At 60.9% G+C, this 21,472-nt stretch carries 10 protein-coding genes and 1 pseudogene; 4 read left to right on the top strand and 7 right to left on the bottom strand.

The features are described from left to right. Both VFV96_10455 and VFV96_10450 read right to left on the bottom strand, forming a co-directional pair. Window positions 1-3,204 (bottom strand): hypothetical protein (locus VFV96_10455; GenBank protein ID HEU5070815.1); only part of this gene is annotated, 3,204 nt, incomplete at its 3' end. Between the two features lie 275 nt (window positions 3,205-3,479). Continuing rightward, window positions 3,480-4,229 (bottom strand): annotated as a pseudogene (locus tag VFV96_10450) (DUF1559 domain-containing protein). A 323-nt stretch (window positions 4,230-4,552) separates the two neighbouring features. Between VFV96_10450 and VFV96_10445 the strand changes: the two are divergent. Next, window positions 4,553-6,397 (top strand): helix-turn-helix domain-containing protein, encoded by a 1,845-nt coding sequence (locus VFV96_10445; GenBank protein HEU5070814.1) that lies wholly within the window; start codon window positions 4,553-4,555, stop codon window positions 6,395-6,397. 67 nt (window positions 6,398-6,464) lie between these two features. Here VFV96_10445 and VFV96_10440 read toward each other — a convergent pair whose 3' ends face one another. After that, entirely contained in the window at window positions 6,465-7,226 is a 762-nt protein-coding gene (locus VFV96_10440; GenBank protein HEU5070813.1) for an AraC family transcriptional regulator, read from the bottom strand. Window positions 7,227-7,518: 292 nt separating this feature from the next. Between VFV96_10440 and VFV96_10435 the strand changes: the two genes are divergently transcribed. The 3 genes from VFV96_10435 (at window position 7,519) to VFV96_10425 (ending at window position 13,336) form a co-directional block, all read left to right on the top strand. Beyond that, entirely contained in the window at window positions 7,519-8,805 is a 1,287-nt protein-coding gene (locus VFV96_10435) for a Xaa-Pro aminopeptidase (protein HEU5070812.1), read from the top strand. 130 nt (window positions 8,806-8,935) lie between these two features. Next, window positions 8,936-11,527, top strand: coding sequence for an NPCBM/NEW2 domain-containing protein (locus VFV96_10430; GenBank protein HEU5070811.1), 2,592 nt, complete (start codon window positions 8,936-8,938; stop codon window positions 11,525-11,527). Between the two features lie 42 nt (window positions 11,528-11,569). Further along, a complete protein-coding gene (locus VFV96_10425) occupies window positions 11,570-13,336 on the top strand; it encodes a DUF885 domain-containing protein (protein ID HEU5070810.1) in 1,767 nt (588 codons plus the stop codon). 27 nt (window positions 13,337-13,363) lie between these two features. On the opposite strand, the gene VFV96_10420 is transcribed toward VFV96_10425, so the two are convergent. From VFV96_10420 to VFV96_10405, 4 genes are all read right to left on the bottom strand, one after another. Continuing rightward, entirely contained in the window at window positions 13,364-14,443 is a 1,080-nt protein-coding gene (locus VFV96_10420) for a metallophosphoesterase (GenBank protein HEU5070809.1), read from the bottom strand. Continuing rightward, window positions 14,440-17,034, bottom strand: coding sequence for a metallophosphoesterase (locus tag VFV96_10415; GenBank protein HEU5070808.1), 2,595 nt, complete (start codon window positions 17,032-17,034; stop codon window positions 14,440-14,442). The genes VFV96_10420 and VFV96_10415 overlap by 4 nt, the downstream gene beginning before the upstream one ends. Before the next feature lie 152 nt (window positions 17,035-17,186). Further along, window positions 17,187-18,545: a glycoside hydrolase family 27 protein gene (locus VFV96_10410; protein ID HEU5070807.1), complete on the bottom strand. Its 1,359-nt coding sequence runs from the start codon at window positions 18,543-18,545 to the stop codon at window positions 17,187-17,189. Continuing rightward, on the bottom strand, window positions 18,542-21,472 hold the full coding sequence (locus VFV96_10405) for a glycoside hydrolase family 2 TIM barrel-domain containing protein (GenBank protein HEU5070806.1): 2,931 nt from the start codon (window positions 21,470-21,472) through the stop codon (window positions 18,542-18,544). Before VFV96_10405 ends, VFV96_10410 begins: the two co-directional genes overlap by 4 nt.

The following is a 21,472-nucleotide window of genomic DNA, read 5'->3' as shown; positions in this document are numbered from 1 at the left end:
ACTGCCCGAATGAGTCCAAGAGCCGGACCCGCTCAACACGACCTCGCCCGTTGTGTCGTTGTCGCCAATGATCTGGTCCGCGTCCTGGCTGGTAAAGGCCCCGGTGATGGTCAATTTGCCGCCGCCTTGGACCAATGCGCCGCGGGTGAAAGTCAGGGTGCTCGCCCCATCCAGTTCAAGTTCACCCCCACCGCTAACGACGAGCGCCGGATTGACGACAGAGTAGGTCCCGATGCTGGTTGTGCCCGAGATCGTGAGCTTGCCAGGGCCGGTCAGTTCAATGCCCGCCCACGCATCAACAGCCGCGCTGATCGTGTGCGCGCCGCCATCGACCAGGATCGGGGCACGCGTGTTATACGTGGATTTGCCATCATCCAAGGTCAGGGTGTTCCCGAGCGTGGAGGCGATGGTGGTATTAGGCACCAGATTGTTGAATTCGATTCCCTTGACGGTGATGGCAGTGTCGAGTTGCACCGTGGCACCCGCGGTGTTGGTGTCCGAGAAGGTGGCCAAGTTGCCAACGCCGGGAACCGAGTCATTCCAGTTGGCCGGATTGCTCCAGTTGCCGTTATTGCTCCCCTTCCACGCATACTTCGGAGGCAGCGGCGCGCCAAACTTGGCCATCAAGGTGGCCTCAAGCTGCTGACGTTCGCCATCGGTCAGGGCCGTCTTGTAGAGGAACACGTCACCGATGTTGCCATTGAACGCAGTCCAGCCGTCCGGATTGTTGCGTCCCACATTGATGTAATGCTGGAACGTGTTGGCCCCGGGCGTCAGGTTGGTGAATGTGCCGCTCGTGCCCGACAACATCAGCGCGGTGTTCGCCCACACTTTGTAGCTGCCGTCCGGCTGCACCACCATGGTCAACACGGTGGGCTGGCCGACGGGAATGACGTCTGTGCTATAAACGGCGCCCCCGCCCTTCACACGTGCCACGACCGTGCCGTCCAGATTCCGAATGCCCAGCACCAATTGATCGTAGAACACGTCCACAATCGAGGTCCACGGACCCGTGTCGGAATAAGTGGTGTTGGGCGCCGCCACCGCGACAATCGTGGCGCCCGCGCAGGGGATCGGTGACAGGTATTCGCCGCCGCCGCCCGCGCCACCGGGATAACGATAGCCGTCGGACGTCCCGCTGTTGTTGTTTTCCCAAATGTTGGTCGCCACCGGACCATTGATCAGCGTGCTGGTGGGCGAACCAATGGTCACCAAGGTCTTGTTGGCGGGCACATAGGCCGGCCAGTTGGTGATCGTGATGGCATCACCCGGCAGGACACTCGACACCGCACCGAAGACCAGCTGTTCCGTCCGCGGAACAGGCATGCTGAGCGCGCGGAAGGTCACCGAAATGGTGTGGGGAGCCGTCACAAAGTTGAAGGTGTAATTGTAGATTTCACCCTGCGAAACCCCGTCCACAAGCACGTCCGCAACCGCATAGCCGACGTCGGGAATCATCGCGAAGCTTTGATTGTTTCCGGGTGCCACACTAACCGCGCCCGTCGGACTGATGGTCCCATTCGCGCCGGCGGTGGCCGTGATGGTTTGCGGCGGCAGGGAGATGAAGCTCGCAGCAATGGTGTGATTGGTGGAAACATCGGTGAAGGTATAGCTGGTTTTCGCGCCCACCGAAGTCCCGTCCACCAAAACATCCGAAACGACGTAACCTGCATTGGCTGTGATGGTATAGGTCTGGTCATTGCCCTGGACCACGATATTGGTGCCGGCCGGGTTGATCGAACCATTCGCGTCAGCCGAGGATACGATCGTATAACTCAGCGTGGCATTGGTGACGAACTTGTTCATCAAGCTTGCTTCCAACGCCTGGCGCTTGGTGGCATCCAGCGCGGTGTGGTAGATGTAAACATCGCCAACGTAGCCGTTGAAGGTCGTCCACGTGTCCGGATTGTTGCGCCCCACGTTGATGGCGTTGGCAAACGGACCGGGCACCATCGGCACCAAGGCACTCATGTCGCTGGTGTTGGTGTTGGTCATGATGGAAACGCCATTGGCCCAGACTTTGTAAGTGCCGTCCGGCTGCACCACCAAACTCAACACTGTGGTCTGCCCCACCGGAATTGAGGTGGTGCTGTAGTCCAGGCTGCCGTTGCGGCGCACATTCACGACGCCGGTGTCGTTGCGGATGCCCAGCACCAGACGATCATAAAACACATCCACAATGGAATCCCAGTTGTCGCTGGCAATGCTGGGCTTGCGCTTGGCGACCAGCACTACCGATGCGCCATTGGCCGGAATGGAGGTGTCGTAGGTGCCCAGGAGGAAGCCGGTGTTGTTCACCGCATCGTTGTTCTCCCACTTGACTCCCCCGAAGCTCTTCACGCCGGGATTGTTGATGAGCGAAAGCGCCCCGCCAGCCGGAAAGGCCGTGGCCCATGGAGCTCCGGCATTGAATGCCGAACTGCGCGCAAACAAAATCAGGTCCGGATCATAATCGGGATCCGTGCTAAGGACGATGTCGCCCGCCGTGGTCGGATCCGAACTGACGGTCGCGTTGGTGCTGCCCAGCAGACCGGGAACATTGGCTCCGATGAAATACGTGCCCGGTGGCACCGCCAGCGTGTAATATCCTCCGCCCGACGTCGTCGTGGTCGTGGTTGAATAGTCAGCGGAAACGGCCCTTACATTCGCGCCATCCACCCCAACGCCATTGGTAACCACCCGCCCCTGCAGCGTTAATGGCGTCGCCTCCTCCAGCGCGCAATCATCGGCATAGAACATGACGCCGTTGTTGATCGAGTGCACCATCCAGTAGCTCTCGAAATAATCGCCCGCGGCGGGCGAGAGCCAGCCGCTTTGCACCAGCGTCCAGTTTTCCGTATTGATGGTCTTGGTGCCCACGTCATTGCGCGTGGTTGACGGTTCAAAGCGGTAGCGCAGGGTGATGGGCTGAGGGTTGGTTGAGGCCCCCGGCACTTTGACGTAGGCACTCAGGCGATAAAAGTTGGCGGAAGAGATGGGCAGCGACACTCCCGAACTCCAGCCACCGGCACTGTCGCCCTGTTCCGGCCCCGAAATGCCGCCGGCATTGTAATTGGAAATGCAACTGTTTCCGCTGTGAGCAAGGGCTGGATCATTGATCACAACCGACGCGCCACCGTAAATCGGATTGGGATTGGCCCAGCCGGTCTGTCCGCTTTCAAAGCCGGGGTTGGTAAGGAGGTTGGCGGCCAGCGTGGAACTCAAGCTGGTCCCGAGACATAGGAGTGTGATCGCGGACCAAGCTCTGACGTTCCGTGCGCCGGACGAGCGGCGTGGCGCCTGGGGGGAGTTGTTGGCATCATACGAACAAGACGGCTCATGACGCCGCCATGTTTGGGTTGTGGTTTTCATAAGTTTGTTGTCCCGAATGCCTGAGTTAACTGGCTTTTGTTGGGTCTGTTGTGTGCTGCATGGTGTTTGTGAAAAAACCGGTCCAATACGGGACTCGTTGGAACGGAGACGGTTGGCGGGCGGATATTTTAATTTTCATCCAGCGAATTGGCAGCGTTGGCATCGTAAGACCATGCGTTCGCGCCGCGATAGTGTCCATCATTGTTCCACCGCCGGCTCCAATACTCGTTGGCCGGGTTGACGACCTCCCGCCGGAGAACCTTTTCGGCATGCCCGTCACAAAACATAATCACCGTCCGCCGATTGTGGCGGCTGGATGGCCACTCATCCGGCGTTGTCGGATCAATATTCCCATCGAAGTCGCCGTTCACCCGGCTGTCCGCCAGCATGATCATTTCCGACGGGTGCAGCACCTGGGTGTCCTTTACCTCATTGGCCGGACTGTCCACATCGCCACCCAGACCGTAGTTGCCGCCAAAATACGGGTAAGCGCCCCAGTCATTGTAACCATAGGAAAAGCGCGAATTGGGGCGGACGGCAAATCGATCACTTGGGTAGCCGAGCGTCTTGTTCAGGTTTGTATCCCAACTGCTGTTGGGATTGGCCGAAGGACACCAAAACGCCTGCCGGTTCTCACTCATCAGGGTGAACAGACGTTCAGGCCATACATAATGCGCGTTGCCCGAAATAAAAAGACAGCCCGGATAACGATTGTAATCCGCGGTATACATCACCGTGGCAACGCCGATTTGCCGGAGATTGTTCATGCATGAAGTTTCTTTGGCCTTCGCCTTGGCCCGGCTGAGAGCGGGAAGCAGCATGGCCGCCAGAATCGCGATGATGGCAATCACCACCAGCAGTTCAATCAAGGTGAAGCCGGCGCCACGGAAACTCCCCGAGACGGGGTCGGCTTCGCGGCCAACGGAACTTCGCCCGCCCTTCCGGTAAAAGGCGTCGCCAAACGAGCAGCGATAAGGGGTCTGCATGGCGGTAATAATTTGCGTGCTCATATGTCTAGCATAGCATCAAATTCGTGCTACCGCACGATTGACTAAAACCGGTGGAAATTTAACATGCCCAAAATTTATCGCCCCGAGAATCCACCGTGCTGCTCACGGCTCCGTGTTTGTGGCCGCCCGGGCCGTCACAAACACGGATTAAAAATGAATGACTTGAGTCAGTCGACAATCTGATGGTTGCCATGTTGCCCGCCAAATCGAAAAGCATTCACTTTGAAAACGTGCCGGCGGACGTCGGCTCGTCGTTGACGTTCAGACAATTCGACTGGCCGAATTTCCCCTTCAACTGGCACTACCATCCGGAGGTGGAGTTGACCTTGATTGTCCGGGGACGCGGGCTGCGATTCGTCGGGGATTCGGTCGAGAAGTTTGTCGATGGGGACCTTTGCCTGATCGGAACCGACACACCTCACTGCTGGGTTTCCGACAAGGATCTGGAGCCGGGCGTGCTCTCATTGGTCGTGCATTTCCGCCCGGATGCGTGGGGCGAACCGTTCTGGAAGATGCCGGAGATGCGAGGCATTGCCAAACTGCTGACTGATGCCCGGCGCGGCCTGCAAGTCACCGGCACCGTGCGCCGGGAGGTGGAAAAGCTTTTTGTCATCATGCAACAGGAGCCACCGGGCTCATTCATGCGCTTCAACACGTTGCTGGAAATGCTCCACGGCATCGCCCAAAGTCAGGAACTCGCGCCCCTGGCCGCGAGCGACTTCATCGTGCCCGTCACGGCCGAGGCGAACGGCAAACTCGGAAAGATCCTGAATTACATTCAAGCCCACCTGGGCCCGGACCTGACCCAGAGCGAAGTCGCCAAAGCCGTCCGCCTCTCGCCCGCGGCCTTCAGCCAGTTTTTCCGGCGCAACCTCGGCACCAGTTACGTTCAATACGTGAACGAAATCAAAATTCGCAACGCCAGCCGGGCGTTGATTGACACCGACCAGCCCATCACTGAAATCGCCTACGACGCCGGCTTCAACAATCTCTCGCACTTCAATGCTCAATTCCGCCGCTTCCGCCACATTTCTCCGCGGGCATTCCGGCAACAGGCCCAAAGTGCGGAACGCGCCGGCCTGCCCATTGATGTCAACGGCGCCTCGACATCGGCGCTGGGATTGACCAACGCCCGGTTGAAACAGGATGTGACGGTTCATGGCAAGGGCACAACCTTTGAAGGCGTGCGCGTGGGCACCGAAGAGCCGAGACCGTGGTTGAAACATTACGGCGTTTCCAGCGCCCTGGCTCGTCACGGCATGGTTCACACCGGCATCGCCGAAGCCCACGCCCCCTACCAAATCGTGCGCACCAATCAGACAACCAGCTACTTTCTGGCGTGTTTTGGCGGCCGCGGCCAGGTTCTGGTGGATGGACGTTGGCGGACCGTGCGGCCGGGGCTGGCCTTTTTGCTGCCCGAGCATTTGCACACGGCGTTTGGCGCGCTGCCCGGGGAGGCCTGGCGCTTTGCCTACGTGTGCTACCAACATTCCCCCGCCCAACCGGCGGTTCGCCCGACTGGCTCGGTCAGTTCTCCCGTGGTGGCGGAATTTGATCCGGAACCGCTCCGGCTGGCGATTCAAGGGCTGACCGCCGAATGCCGCGGCCCCAACCGGCCCGGCCAGATTGACCATTGGCTGGAACTGGTTCAAGGGTATGTCCTGGCCTTCGCCCAGCCGTCGCCCTCCACCAGCCCGGTGCCGGCACTCTGGCTGCGCGTTTCCGCGCGGCTTGCCGAACCGTGGAACATGGAATCCCTTGCCCGCGAAGCGCAATGCAGCGCCGAAAATCTACGCCGCGCCTGCGTGAAGGAACTGGGCCGCAGTCCGCTCCAGCAACTCACATCGCTCCGCATGCGGCGGGCCACCGAATTGCTGACCACCACCCCCCTCACGTTGAATGAAATCGCCCGGGCCGTGGGCTACCCCAACCCCGTGGCCTTCTCCAAAGAATTCAAGTCCAACGTCGGATGCCGGCCCTCGGAATACCGCAAAAAGGCTCCCTTGGTGCACCCTGCCGCACCAACCCGCAGCTGACCTGTGGGCCCGCGCAAGGTAACTGGCGCCCAGGCGGCCACCATTCCGACCCCCATCGGCGCCATCCCTAGTAGCGGCGCGCCTCCCTGAATTTCGACGGGGTAAGATCCGTTGCCGCCCGGAAGGCGCGCGTAAAGGCACTGTGGTCGTAAAAGCCGCATTCCAGCGCAGTCTGTGCCAGCGAGCGATCCGTTTCGGTGAGCAGCCGCGCGGCGGCCGCCAGCCGCGTTTGGACAATCAACTGCTGCGGGGTGAGCTGGAAAATGCGTTTGACCAGCCGCGCAAACCGGGCCGACGTCAATCCTGCCCGCCGCGCAAGGGAGGAGGGTGAGACCGCATCCGCGTAATGCGTTTCCAGATGCTCCAGGGCCGCCACCAGGCCGGCGGGAATGTTCAGTCGTCCGCCCGGTGTGCGCAAATCGCGGGAAAGACCAATCAGGCCGATGATTTGACCGGCCCCACTACGCACGGGCAGTTTCGTGGTCAGACACCAGCCTGGACGCCGGTGTTCCAGCCAGTGCATTTCCAGATGATCGGTGAGATGCCGCCCAAAGCGCAGCACCGTTTCGTCCTGCGCTGAATAACGGGCCGCCATGTCGGGCGGAAAAAAATCACCCACGGCACGACCGAGCAGTTCCCGTTTCGCACGCCGGCCACATCGCCGGACCAGCGTTTGATTCGCCGCCACGTATCGTCCCTCGGCATCCTTGGCAAAAAAGACCGCATCGGGCAGATGGTCGAACAACTGCTCCACCAAGGCCAGGCCCTCGGGGGCGAACCCTCTGATGTCACCCAGAACCGCCGCCATGGTTGCCGCTTTCAACTTCACGGTGATCATGTGGCTCCGTGCTTACCACGGCCGACGCCCCCCTCACCACCTGAGCATTTACCAAAGCCGGTGCAAATTTAACATGCCCGATCCGACCGCGCGGCCGGCACGATCCCGCCCCAAGGCGACCTTGGCTGGAAAGGTCAAAGACGGGCGTGGTTGCTTGCAGTGACAACGCGTCCACAGGCCCACGGGCGGCTTTGGTTGAATTTCACGATCCATGCGTCAATTCCTGCCAAGACTCTCCGTCCGTAAACCTTGACCATGACGGCGGCAAACTTTTCAAGTGGTCATGAGACACGCGCCCATCAATCCGCGGCTTTTCATCGAAAACCGGTCCAATTTGCGGAACCTGCTGCCGCCGCGATCCCTGGCCGTGGTGAACGCCAATGACGTGCTGCCCACCAACGGCGATGGCACCTTCCTGATCAAGCCCAACTCCGACCTGTTCTACCTGACGGGCGTGGAGCAGGAGGAAAGCGTTTTATTGTTGTTTCCCGGCGCGCATGATCCGGAGGATCGCGAAATCCTTTTCCTCCGGCAGCCCAATGCCCATCTGGAAACGTGGGAAGGACGCAAGCTTACCAAGCCCGAGGCAAAAAAGATCGCGGGCGTGGCCAAGGTGGAATGGCTGGCCGATTTCCCGGCGATTTTTCATCGGCTGATGTGTGAATGTCAGCACGTCTTTCTGAATCACAACGAACATCGGCGGGCCCAGGTCGCCGTCGAAAGCCGCGACGCCCGCTTCATCAAGGAGACGCGTCGCAAGTATCCGTTGCACGATTACCGCCGCCTCGCGCCATTGCTTCACCAGCTCCGCGCCATTAAATCGCCCATTGAGGTGGAACTCCTGCAAAAGGCCTGTGACATCACGGCCAGGGGCTTTCGCCGCGTCTGCCGGAAAGTCCGGCCGGGCTTCAACGAAATGGAGGTGGAGGCCGAACTGGCGCACGAGTTCCTGCGCTGCGGCGGCCATTTCGCCTACAGCCCCATCATTGCCACCGGCCTCAATGCATGCGCTCTGCATTACCTGCGCAACGACCAGCCCTGTCGCAGCGGCCAGTTGTTGCTGCTCGACGTGGCAGCCAGTTACGCCAATTACAACGCCGACCTGACGCGCACCATTCCGGTCAACGGCCGATTTACCCGCCGCCAGCGTCAAGTTTACGACGCCGTGCTGCGGCTGCTGCGCGCCATCAGCAAGGCGGCCACGCCGGGCAAACTCCCCAAGGACTGGCAAAAGGAGGCGGAGATGCTGGTTGAACGGGAACTCGTCCACCTCGGCCTGCTCAAACCATCGGACCTCAAACGCCAGCCGCCCGACGAGCCGGCATTCAAAAAGTATTTCATGCACGGAGTCGGTCATCCACTGGGGCTGGACGTGCATGATGTGGCTCCGGCCGACAGCCCCATTCAAGCGGGCTGGGTCATGACCGTGGAGCCGGCGATTTATATTCGCGAGGAGGGATTTGCCATTCGCCTGGAAAACGACATCCTCGTGCGCGAAGGCGGCAACGTTGACTTGATGGCGCACATTCCCATCGAAGCCGGAGAAATTGAGGCCTTGATGCACCGCTGAAGCCGCGATCGGACGCCGGGAAAGAACGTCAGGCAGGCGGCCACTCATCGCCGCCACGCCGTTGAAAAGGCATCCACGTTTTCAGAAAGGCGCCGCGTTGCCAGAATAGTTTAACCAACCGCATTTCTTCATGAACCACTCCATGATCCGCGACGCAAAACGCGGCGCCCCGTTCACCGGTCTTCAATTCGTGCTGCTGCTGGCCGCCTTCAGCGGCCACCCGGCAGCGGCGGACGGTCCCGGACCATCGGGCTCCCCGTGGCCGGCCCCCGTCCCCTGCCGCATCCAGGAGGGAACCAACCCGGATGTCTGGGTAATGACGCTGGGCGACGTGGAAACCCCACTCGCGCAGGGCAAATTCGATCCGCAACGCGACACGGTCACGCTCAACGACGGCACCACACGCCCCCACTACTTTCGCGACACACTGGGCGTCCGTTTTTATCAGCCGATCGACAAAACGCGCTTTCCAGCGCCACCGTCCGGCTGGTGCACCTGGTATTTTTACTACAACCGCATCACCGCCAAGGAAGTGGAGCGCAATGCCGACTGGCTGGCGGCCAATCTCAAGGACTACGGCGCCCGCTACGTGCAAATTGACGATGGCTGGCAGGGGTTGGGCGGCCCGGACGGCACACGCGACTGGACGCACGTCAATCCCGAACGTTTTCCGCGCGGCCTCGGGGAAGTGGCGCACCACATCAAGGCGCTCGGCTTGAAACCGGGTCTGTGGCTCGCTCCGCACGGCCAAAGCCTGCCCCAAGTGGTCAGCAATCATCCCGGGTTGTTTCTCCAGCAGCCCGATGGCACGACCGCGTCGGACACCTGGGAGGGGAAATTCCTGGTCGATCCCACCGCACCGGCGGCCCGTGGTTACCTGAGCAACCTTTTCGCCGGACTTGCCCAAGCCGGCTATGACTATTTCAAAATTGATGGCCAGCCCATCGTGGTGGACGAATACGCCCGGAAAAAAGCGTTCATGCACGAACCCGCCGATGACGCACCGGCCCTCTACCGGAATACGTTGGAGGCCATTCGGGCGGCCATTGGGCCCGACCGTTATCTGCTCGGCTGCTGGGGATTGCCCATCGAAGGCGCGGGCATCATGAACGGTTCGCGCACCGGCGGGGACATCGTCCTCGGCTGGAGCGGTTTTCAAGTGGCCCTGCGCGCAACGTTCCAGGGCTATTATCTTCACAATATCGTCTGGTATTCCGACCCTGACGTGGTGCTTGTCCGCCCTCCCCTGCCCTTCGAGCAGGCCCGAGTTTGGGCCACGCTGCAGGGACTGACCGGGCAGGCGGTGATGTCCAGCGACCGGCTCATGGACCTCCCGGCCGGTCGGGTTGAATTGCTCAAGCGCATTTTCCCGGCCGCGGATGTGCGCCCGCTGGATCTCTTTCCGGTTGAAGGTGAGAAACACATTTGGGATTTGAAAATTCACCACCTGGACCGGCGTTACGATGTGGTCGGGCTGTTCAACTTTTCCGCAGGCTCGGCAAAACCGCTGCGCGTGTCCTGGACGGACCTCGGACTGTCCGCCACGCAGCGTTACCATGTGTTTGATTTCTGGAACCAGGAGTATCTCGGCGCGTGGGAAGCCGGCCTGTCCATAACGCTCGACCCCACGAGCTGCCGCGTGCTCACGCTTGTGCCCGACACGGGCCGCATCGAACTCGTTTCCACCAGCCGCCACCTCACTCAAGGCTGGATTGACCTGGTTTCCTTGACCCGAAGCGCGGACGGCCATGGTTTCAAGGGCGTCAGCGAGGTGATTGGCAATGATCCCTACGCACTGCGGTTCGCGTTTCCGCGCGGCACCAACTGTGTCGTGAAATCCGTCCGGGCGCGGGGAAGCGGAGGGACGTTGCCGGTGCGCATTGAAAACCACCAGGGCTGGGCCTCGGTCATCGTGACGCCACGCCACACCGGTCGCATCCGCTGGGAGGTTACATTTGGCCCGGGTGACGTTTATCATTTCCCCCCCGGCACACCGGCAGGTTTGACGGTGGAGCGCGCCGGTCTGGAAGGCGTCAACCTCCACTGGCAGGAGCAATATTACCTCAACTGCGGCTATCAGGTTTACCTCGACGGCGCGCTGGCCGGCTACACCGCCGACGCTGGCTTTCCCTTGCGCGGGCTGGACTGGAACCGTTCCCACATGGCCAGCGTCGCCGCCGTCTGGCAGGATGGCATCGAAAGCCGGAAACGCGGCGAAATCACCTTCAACTTGTCCGACTTGTTGCCGCCCCGCCTTTCACTGACGGATTTGACTCCGGATCACTCCGCCGGCACGCGCGGCGCGTGGTCGGAGGAAACCGTCTCCGCCGGGGCGCTCACCTTCGGTGGCGAGCAACACGAGGGAGTGGGTGCGCTGGCTGACTCCGAGGTGGCCTACCAAATCCACGGCGCGTTCAAAACCTTCACCGCCCTGGTGGGCGTCGGCCCGCACACCCGCGACGGTCAGACGCTGGAATTTATCGTCCTTGGCGACGGTCGCGAGCTGTGGCGCAGCGGGCCGATGAAAAAAGATGACGCCCCGAAACCGGCCCGGGTCGATGTCCAGAATATCCAGCGCCTCGTGTTGCGGGTCGAGGGCGACCGCGGCGGCGCCACGGCCGGTTACCGCTCGCACGACGAGGGCGGCTGGGCCGATCCCCTGCTCATCCGGGCGGCGACGAATCCGGCACCCGCCGGCACCCCGGCCAAATCCACCCCCTGATGCCGAAACCGGCTGACGGCGTCACTCACTGTGCAAAACGTCATGAAAAAGTCATTCCGCGGCGCGCTTGCCGCATTGCTGCTGACCGGCAGCCTGACAACCGTCTGGTCGCAAAACACCGAAGATTCGCGGCTCAACGAATTTTTTGGAAACTACCTCGACGCCCACTTTCAGTTGCAGCCACTGGAAGCCACCCAGCTTGGCGATCACCGGTTCGATGCCCGGTTGGACGACATTTCACCCGCGGCGCGGGCCCGGTGGCGGGCCCTGGCCAAAAGCACGCTCAAGGCCCTGCCCGGGACGGTCGATTACCGGCAGCTCAGCCGGGATGGGCAGATTGACTACGAAATTTTCCAGCACGAGCTGCAACGCCAGTTGTGGCTGGCCGACCACACGCATCCTTTTGCGGAAGATCCGCGCACCTATGGCAGCTACCTCAACGACAGCGTCTATTTGCTGGTGGCCCAGTCCACGCTGCCCAAGGAAACCAACGTGGCCAACGCCATTGCCCGCATGGCGCAAATGCCCCGCATCATTGCCACCGCAAAAAATTCCCTGACGCATCCGGCACGTCCGATTCTCGAAACCGCCATCCGGCAGAATGCCGGCGCCATCACCTTTTACGAAACGGACCTGTTCCATTACGTCGGCGAAACAGCGCAACAGGCGGCGCTCAAGGCGGCGGCCGCGAAGGTTGTTTCCGCGTTGCAGGACTACCAGGCGTTTCTCGAAGGTCCCGCGCGCGCCCGCGCGGAGGACAACTGGCGGCTCGGCAAGGCGAAGTTCGCCAAAAAATTTGAGCTGGAGGTCAACGCCGGCCTGACGGCGGAGCAGAATCTGGCCGATGCCCGATCTGAATTCGACCGGGTGCGGACCGAGCTCTACATCATCGCGCGCCAGTTGTGGCCGCAGTATTTTCCCCGGGAGAATCTGCCCGCCGATGATGACACCGGCCGCCGGGCCACCATCCTGCGGGTCATTGACGCCGTGAACCAGGAGCACGGCGAGGCCGGCGCGCTCGTGGCGGATGCCCGCGCCACCGTGGAGCGGATCAAATCCTTCATCCGCGACCGCGACTACCTGCGCCTGCCCGAACCGGACCGCTGCGCTGTGATTGAGATGCCGGAATTCCGACGGGGCAATTCGCTGGCCTACCTCGACAATGCACCGCCCCTCGATCCCGACGCCCGCAGTTACTATGCGGTCAGTCCGCCGCCCGCCGACTGGACCGCACCACAGGTCAGGAGCTTTCTCGAAGAATACAACCGCTGGATGCTGCAGATCCTCACGATTCACGAGGCCTACCCGGGGCACTACGTCCAGCTCGAATACGCCAACCGGAATCCCTCCATCATCCGTCGCGTGCTCCAATCCGGCACCTACATCGAAGGCTGGGCGGTTTACGGCGAAGTCAGCATGCTGAACGCGGGCTACGGGGGCGGCGATTTGCGGCTGCGCCTGATGCAGCTCAAGTTCTACCTGCGCGCCGTGGCCAACTCGATCCTGGATTACCGCATGCACTGCACGCAGATGAGCGATGCCGAGGCCATGAAATTCCTGACCGAGGACGCCTTTCAATCCGAGGGCGAGGCGAAACTCAAGGTCATCCGGGCCAAGCAATCCTCCGTGCAATTGAGCACCTATTTCGTGGGACGCATGGCCCACTACCGGCTGCGCCAGCAGATGCAAAGGGAACTCGGTGACAAGTTCGACCTCGCCCGCTACCACGAGGCTGTGCTGGAAACCGCTTCCGTCCCCACCAAGTATCTGCCGGAACTGGTGCATCGGCGGCTCGCCGAAGCGCATTGAGGCAACACCCGGGCGGAACGCGACGGGTCATGGCCGGTCGGCGGTGGGCGGCTCGATGATTGTTTTGTCCAGCACCCATTTCCACTCCCACTGGCCCGCCCAATCATGCGTCACCTTGCCCGCCGTTTTGGCATACGTCAGGCCCGCTTTCACGCGCATGGCTGCGCGCAACCGATGGCCGCCGAGCTGAATGACGAAAAAGCCCTTTTCCAGCTGACCATCGTTGATGCACGTCCATTTTTTGACCGCCCCCGGCGGAGCCCAGTCGTGCAAACCCGTGCCCGAATGGCCGTAGAGGTAAAGAACGACATTGTAGTCTTTGGCCGCTTCATATAAATCCGCCCAGTCCTCCTTGGTCCACCAGTCCGTGTCGAACCCGCAATGCGACATCAGCACCACCGGCCGGCCGCTCCGGCCGACTTTCTGGGCCAGGTCCTGTTTTAAAAAGCTCAGCGCGCCCTGCGGATTGTGCCAGACCGGTGAGTAATGCACGCCTGCACGCTGCTGGTCCGCCGGGTAAATGTTCAATTGCACAAAATGCACGTCGTCCCAATCCCAGGAGTAATGGAGGCCGTTGCTCGAGACGTTGGAAATCAGCCCTTTCTTCAAGCGGATCTGGTTGCGCTTTTTGAGTTGAGCCTGGAAGCTGAACCCGTTCTTCTCACTGCCCTCCGGTGGACCATCATGGTTGCCCCAACCTTCAAAGACCGGGTATTTCAGCAACCCATCCGTGCCATCAAGGCCAAAATCCACGAGGAACAACTTGTATTGCTCCTCGCTGATCTTCCGGCCGTTGCCACCCCGATCGCCATCATCGATGACGTCGCCGAGCACCAGAACGCCGCGCGGTTTTTGAATGACGTCGCCGCCCAGACCTTCCGGCCATTTGCATCCGGCGATGCGGTTGATCTCCTCCACCGAGGCGCGGTTCAAATCATTATGCGTTCCCCCCGCATGGTCGGGTTCACGGTAGTGCAGGTCGGAGGTCGAGATGAACGTGACCTCGCGCCCGGGGGCTGCCGCCCAGACACCGAAAGCGGCCACGAGCAGTCCGGCCCACAGCAGTGCGCCCGGATGGCGTCCGGCGCGGTGAGAAATGGTTTTCATAACGTTGCCTTTTCAATGGGTGCGATTTCGTAAAGCAAGACCGTGTTGGGATTCAATTCCGCATCCCAAAAGAGTTCGCCTCCGCGACCGGGGGACAAGGCGTGTCTGGTGCAGTCCATTCTCGCCCGCGCTTCATAAGCGGGCCGCCGCGAATTCCAGAACTGCACATCGGCAGGACGCACCAGTTCACCCGGCAGATACAGGGTCCAGGCGGATGCCCGATATGCGTCGGCCGCAAGGCCGCGCGCGGCGGCATCGGCCTCCCACGCCGACCACCAATTCCCGTTCGTTTCATCCAATCTCCAGGCGGACAGATGCACCGCGTCAGGCTGCGGGAGACGGGCGTGGTTCAATGCAAGCCGAACCTTGCCGGGCCCGCGGCCGGTCCGATCGCGATCAAAATTGTAAAGCAGCACGCGCAGGGTTTGGGTCGGTTGTTCGTAACCGGCGAGGCACATCACCCGGTCCGCACCTGCCACCGTCGGCCCGGAGGATTGCACGTTTACGGTCACGCTGCCGGCCATCCGAAACGCCAGGTTGCGCAGGTTCGCGCTGACGACGGGGATTCCACCAAAGATTCCCGCCGTGGTCAGGCACCAGGTCGAACAGTAATCCACATCCTCATCCACCATCAGGTGGAAAAGCCGTGCATCGCCTGCAGCCTGGATGGGGTGTTCCACTTCGCGGGGATAGAGCACCCGCCCGTCCCAACCATTGAGCACGCGTCCTTCGTCCATGCCTATCCGCAGCCGTTTCAAGCCAAGTTCATTGGCCTTGTCCCGGATGGCGTGCACGGTCTTCACGAACAGCGCGGGGTCAAATCCCGGCTCGCCCGTGTAGTAGGAGACTCCAACGAAGTCCAAGTGCGTGCCCTTGCCGCCATGCTGCAAATTTTCCCCCGTGGCGCAGTGTTCGATGAAATCACGCGGATCCCACCAGCCACGGCTGACGACCATGCCATGCGCCCCCACGGTGACATTCCTCGCCCCCAGCACCTCCTCCAACCCCGCAACGGTTTCGTCGTAGAGGCGGAAATAAGCCTGCTTCGTGCTCTCCGGTGTTTCGTCCTGCGCCGCAAACCAATCCCGATTCTCGAATTCCACGCCGACGCCCCACGACCACTGCCTCAACTCATCGACGCCGAATCGCTCCTTGAGTGCCTGGCACAGCGCGCGAATATAAGCACCGTAGGCTGCGTAATCATCGGGCGGACGGACGTTGGTGCCAAAAGCACCAAGGCGCGGTGGCGTGCTCATTTTCAAAGGCACCCACCCCGTCTTGATCATGGGTTTCAAGCCGTGAGCCAGGATCCCTTCGCAGGCTTTAATCAACGGCGAGAAATCGTAGTCGGTCAGGGTTCGCCGGTCGTTGGGATCCTTGAACAAATCGCGCTGCCCGTTGCCCCCCGTGGCGGCCATCAGTTGCACCCGCTGAACGAACGGGAAGTTGCTGGCGAAGTAATTGCCGGGCCGGGCGGACGCCTCCTGCGTCCAAGTCTGGTCCACCGACCACATGTTGAGATCACTGAACTTGTTGCCGATCATTTTGCCGGCAGCCGCCAGATCGATGGTCAACACCTGTTCCGAAGGGAGCTCAGCCCCGGAAGTCGTTGCTTTGGGAGGCGCATTCACGGCGGGGCCACGCGGGAGGCTTTTTCGCGACGTCATGCCCCAGGTGTCATCCAACCGGCGCTCCGCCACGGTCAGTTCGGTATCGGTGATGTGGAATACGAAAAACCCATGCGTGACCGGACCGGTGTTCTTGGGACCGCCCTTGGGAACCTTCTGGCGGAAATGCGGCGGGTGATAGACATCCAGTCCCCGCCATTGGTAAATCAGCGGCTCATGGGCATGGCCATGAATAATCGCCAATACATTCTCACCCTTGATCAGGTCATAATACTGGTCGCGGCGCTCTTCGGACCACCAACCCAGACTGTGCGGATCAAAGCCGAAATGATGCAGCAGAATGAGTGGCTCGCCCTTTGTGGCATGCGGCAACACCCGTTCGAGGAACTCCATGCTGTATTCCGGATCATAGGGATGCGTGGTCGAGCCGGGCGCCACCCCGAGCGCGACAAACTGAATGCCATCCCATGTCCAGCCGTAGTGCAGTCCGTTCGTGGAAATCGTCGTGACTCCAATGCGATGCCGGTTGCGTTCCCGAATGCCTTCCCGCACAGGGGAGCGCGGTCCGCCATCGTGGTTGCCAAACGTTTCATAAACCGGATAGGCGAGCCGTCCGTCCTTGCCCGTCAATCCGTAATCCCGCACGAACATGGCCCATTGCTCCGGCTTGCCATCATTGGTGATGTCACCGAGGTGAATCACACCTTTTGGCCGGCCCACCGTGCCGCCCAGATTGGTGGGATACGCCGTGCCCGGCAGGGCGTTCATTTTGTCCACCAGCAGCGGAATAGTCCGGGCACCCTCTTCACCGCCAAGGCCATAGTGCGTATCAGAAACAACGATGAAGGTCAGATCACGCCCTCGGCTGACCAAGGAAAGTTGTTCCGGCGGCGCGGCGTTCGCGGCCAACAGCCAAGTCCACGCCAGCGGCAAAACAATAAAACCGAAGCGAAACGATCTCATTCAGTTGATTGATGTCATGGTGGCAACCCGCCAATCGCCGCGCCACCGTGTTCTTAACAAAAGCAGATGCGTAATTCACAGACTGGCGCGGGCAGCCCGGCAGGCCGTGGCCGTCCGCGAACGAGGCAAAGCCGCAGCCGGCGAAAAACAGTTCACGGCTTCGTCGCCGCGTCCAAAGCCGCCTCAACGACAGTCAAGCGGAAGAGTCCCGATCCGTGTGCGGGAATCGCGGCAGTGAAGGTTCCGCTGAATTCGCCCAAGTCCTGCTGCGCCCATAAATCTCGGACCCGGCACTGCTGAACTCCCACCTCTCTCAGGTTGATGGTGACATCCGCCAGGTTCCTGTCCGAGCGATTAAACAGGGCGACATATTGATCACGCGCACCGGTCCGGGTGGCGACAAAGACAGGCAGCTCTCCTGAACGCAAGACAGAGCACCGCGCGGGCTCCTGGTCCACGGCGAGCACTTCGGTGTTGGTGATCAGTGACGTGGTGAACGCATCATTGTCCGGCAGGTATCCCCCAAGAATCAAAGGGCAACGGGTAATGCACCAGAGGGTCATGAGCGTGCGTTGCTCGTCATGATTGAGCCGGCTCTGGCCAATGTCCATGACGCGGCCCAGCGGCAGCATGTCCGGATCAGGCCAATGACCGGGTGCCGCATAGGGCAGCCACTGCGGAATGACTTCAAAGGCATGATCGACCTGTTTCCAGTTATCCCACAAATCCTCGAGGAGCCGCCACATGTTAAGTTGGCGGGAAACGTGGGCGGCCTGCTCCAGCGGCGTTGCTCCCGGCGATCCGCTGAAAACCATGGGGCGTCCACACCTGTCGATGGCCTTGCGATAACCCTCAATCTCTGCCTGATAATACTGCTGGGTAAGATCATCAATTTTGACGAAATCAACACCCCACTGGGCGTAGAGTTTGAAAACCGAATCCAGGTATTCCTGCGCCCCAGGCTGATCCATTCGAATGCCCCAGGTGCAGTTGGGATTGCCCCAGGAACTGCCAATCCACGCGATGTCGGCCGCGGTCGCGGTGGAACCCAAAACCGGTGTTTTCCGGGCGACTGCCTGGCGGGGAATGCCGCGGATGATATGGATCCCAAACTTAAGCCCCTTCCCATGCACGTAATCAGCCAGCGGCTTGAAACCCTTGCCTTCAGCCGCCGAGGGAAAGCGGTCCAGACTGGGGATCAAGCGGCCATAAGCATCCATCGCCAGCGGTGGCTCGAAGTGTTCATTCTGATTGGGCGGCCACTTGCTCCCCGTGGAAGGCGCATACCAGCACCAGTCAATCACGACATAATCCCATCCGCATGATTTGAGATGCTGCGCCATGTAGTCGGCCACGGTCTTGACCTGTTCTTCCGTGACCGTGTAGCCGAGGCAATCGTAGCTGTTCCATCCCATGGGCGGTTTGTCGGCGACGACGGGCGAGGTGAGGCCGCCTGCCGCAAACAGTTCCAGTGTGCCTGCCAGGAGGCATAGGATCGGCTTGAGGCTCATTGCACAGTTATCGTCTTTAACAGCACGCTGGCCTCCTTAAGACCTGCCCCGGCAGCTTCCAACTTGATTTTACCGGCCTTGGCCGTTGTTTTAATCACAACCAGGCAGCGACCGCGGTAAGCGCGTCGCAGCGGCTGTTGAAAGCTTTCCCAACTGTGCGGGTCTCCATTGCCGACGCCAATAATCTCGCCCGGACCCGAAACGCGGAAATGTAATTCACTGTCGGCATTGGGAACCCGCACGCCTCGCTGATCCAAAATCTCCACAGTTACGAACGACAGATCCTGCCCGTTGGCGGTCAACCTGGCCCGATCGGGCGTCAGCCTAATGGTTGCGGGCTGGCCGGCGGTGCGCAGGGCCCAACGATCCAGTTCCTTGCCATCCTCGGCCAGCGCGACAGCCACAAGTTCACCGGGTTCATAAGGCATTTCCCAAGTCGCCAAAAAGTGCGTCGCGCGGTCGGTCTTGCGTTCCCCCAGATTCCGCCCGTTCAACGTCAGTCGCACTTTGGGTGCGTGCGAGTAAACGTGCGCCCTCACCATTTTCCCCTCCCAGCCGGGCCAGGTCCATGAGGGCCGTTCGTCATACCAGCCCCAGTTCCAGCCATCAACTCTGGAGCTTTCGCCGTGGTCGCCCAATGCTTCGACGAAACAGGAAACGCCGCTGCCGACGCCCCAAACCGCGCTGCGATAGTAAGAGGCCGCACGTCGGAAGCCGCACAGATCAAAATCACCACAGTTGGCCATGGTGAACGGTCGTGCCTCGAATTGCCCCGGCGGATAAACGGTGTGCTCCTCGTGCCCGAGCCCGGCTTCGCCGATGTAATCAAACGCCGTCCACACGAAGTCGCCAATTACATACGGATGATCCACAACGGGCATCCAGGCGGCAAAACAGTCCCGCGGAAAAGACTCGGTGCCGCACATGACTCGCCCGGGTTGCACGGCGTGATCGGGAACGTAATGGTCGGGCATGTAATTGTAGCCGCACACGTCCAGATTGGTGAAGAGCAGCAGGTTCTTGGTTTCTCCCGCAAAAGCCGCTTGCGTGACCGGCCGCGTGGGGTCGAGTTCGCGCACGCATTGGGCCAGTTCGCCGCCGATTTTGGCAGCCTCCGGGGTTGGCTGTCCGGGAATCTCATTGCCAATGCTCCACAGCACCACGCTGGGGTGATTCCGGTCGCGCCGGACCATGTCACCAAGATCGCGCCGCCACCAGTCCTTGAAGTAGCGTGCGTAGTCGTCGCTGTTTTTGCCAATCTCCCAACAGTCGAAGGCTTCATCAATCACCAGCAGGCCCAGGCGGTCACACGCCGCCAGCAGCGCCGGCGAAGGCGGATTATGACTGGTCCGAACCGCATTGTAGCCGGCCGCCTTGAGCAATTCGACCTTGCGCTCCTCGGCCCGGTCGTAGGCACAGGAACCCAAACAGCCGTTGTCGTGATGCAGACAGCCCCCGCGCAATTTCAAGGGCTCGCCGTTCAGAACAAATCCTCGTTCGGCATCCACGGACACGGAACGAATGCCGAAGGTTGTTCGCACTTCGTCCAGCACGATTCCCTGACGCTTGATGGTGCTGATGAGACAATACAACTCGGGATTGTCCGGCGACCAGAGATGCGGGCGCGGCACCTTGACGGTTTGCTGAACTTCCTGTGCACCGGCAGCCGCCATGGCAACGTGACCATTTACGATCGCGAGCGTCTTGTTGGGGGCTGCCGCCCGCACAATGCGCGACTCGATGGTCACGTTTTGCGGAGCGTGGCCTTCATTGTTCACGGCTGTGCGCACCGAAACCTCCGCCTCGTCTTTGCTGACGCGCGGGGTTGTGATGTAAACGCCCCATTGTCCAATGTGAACAGGGTCGGTGAGCGTGAGCCACACATGCCGGTAAATCCCCGAGCCGGAATACCAGCGACTGGTTTTCCCGCGGGAATCCACCTTCACTGACAGAACATTCGGCTGCTTGCCAAAGCGCGCCAGCGGCGTGAGGTCAAAATAGAAACTGCTGTAGCCGTAGGGCCGCCCGCCCAGCTTCTGGCCGTTGAACCAGACTTCGGAATTCATGTAAACGCCCTCGAAGGTGATGCCCACCTGACGCCCCTGTTCCGCGGCCGGAAGCGTGAAGGTCTTGCGATACCAAGCCAGCCCGCCTTCCGTGTAGCCCTGCGGACCGCCATTCGGACTGTCCATGGTGAAGGGTCCGCTCCGCAGCAAAGGCGCAGCCGTCTCGATGATGCCCCCATCCGCTGAGCCGTTGTAATCGCGCACGGCGATCACATCTGTGCCATCACATTTGAACAGATTCGCCGGCACGCGATACCGCCGGACCCGGTCCCACGCCGTCTCATAGGCGGGAGGAAAGGAGCCCATGCCTCCGACGCGCGTGCCATTGACAAAGGTTTCGTCCACGTCGTCCACCTTGCCCAGCAGGAGCAGAACTTCTTTGCCACGCAAATCCGCGGGCACCTGGATGTGACAACGATACCAGCCGAAAGCATTCTCCGCTTTCAAGCCAAGCTCGCTCCACCGGGCCGGAAGTTTAATGTCCCGCCACGACGAGTCGTCCAAGTCGGCGGCCCGCCACGAGGAATCGTCCCCCTCCTTGAACCGCCACGTTCCCCGCCCGGCATTCACGGTCGGCAGGTTTGCTGCCGGCGAGGGAGGGAGATCTTCGATGCTCCAGTCATGCGGCAAATTGACGGTCCGCCAGGAGGAATCATCCAAGTCCATCACCGACGCTTCCGGCACATCGCCCAAATGAAAACGCCAGTCGTCGTCGAAGCGCTCCTCTAGGCGCGGCAAAACTTGCCCGTGCTCCGCGGTGTTTGCCTCTCGAACAGAAGCGGCCGGGCAAAATGCCGCAATAACCGCCACGAACAGCAGCGGCAGCGCCCGTTTTATTTGTGCCAGACGTTTCAACTTCAT

This window comes from Verrucomicrobiia bacterium (genome assembly GCA_035765895.1).
Lineage (GTDB): Bacteria > Verrucomicrobiota > Verrucomicrobiia > Limisphaerales > DSYF01 > DSYF01.
The sequence above is the reverse complement of the archived record's forward strand: the minus strand, read 5'-3'. Positions and strand labels throughout refer to the sequence as shown.

Coding starts and splice junctions, on each gene's coding strand:
- VFV96_10430 (HEU5070811.1), top strand. CDS start 8,936: ATGAACCACTCCATGATCCGCGACGCAAAACGCGGCGCCCCGTTCACC.
- VFV96_10405 (HEU5070806.1), bottom strand. CDS start 21,472: ATGAAGTTGAAACGTCTGGCACAAATAAAACGGGCGCTGCCGCTGCTG.
- VFV96_10410 (HEU5070807.1), bottom strand. CDS start 18,545: ATGAGCCTCAAGCCGATCCTATGCCTCCTGGCAGGCACACTGGAACTG.
- VFV96_10425 (HEU5070810.1), top strand. CDS start 11,570: ATGAAAAAGTCATTCCGCGGCGCGCTTGCCGCATTGCTGCTGACCGGC.
- VFV96_10415 (HEU5070808.1), bottom strand. CDS start 17,034: ATGAGATCGTTTCGCTTCGGTTTTATTGTTTTGCCGCTGGCGTGGACT.
- VFV96_10420 (HEU5070809.1), bottom strand. CDS start 14,443: ATGAAAACCATTTCTCACCGCGCCGGACGCCATCCGGGCGCACTGCTG.
- VFV96_10445 (HEU5070814.1), top strand. CDS start 4,553: ATGTTGCCCGCCAAATCGAAAAGCATTCACTTTGAAAACGTGCCGGCG.
- VFV96_10435 (HEU5070812.1), top strand. CDS start 7,519: ATGAGACACGCGCCCATCAATCCGCGGCTTTTCATCGAAAACCGGTCC.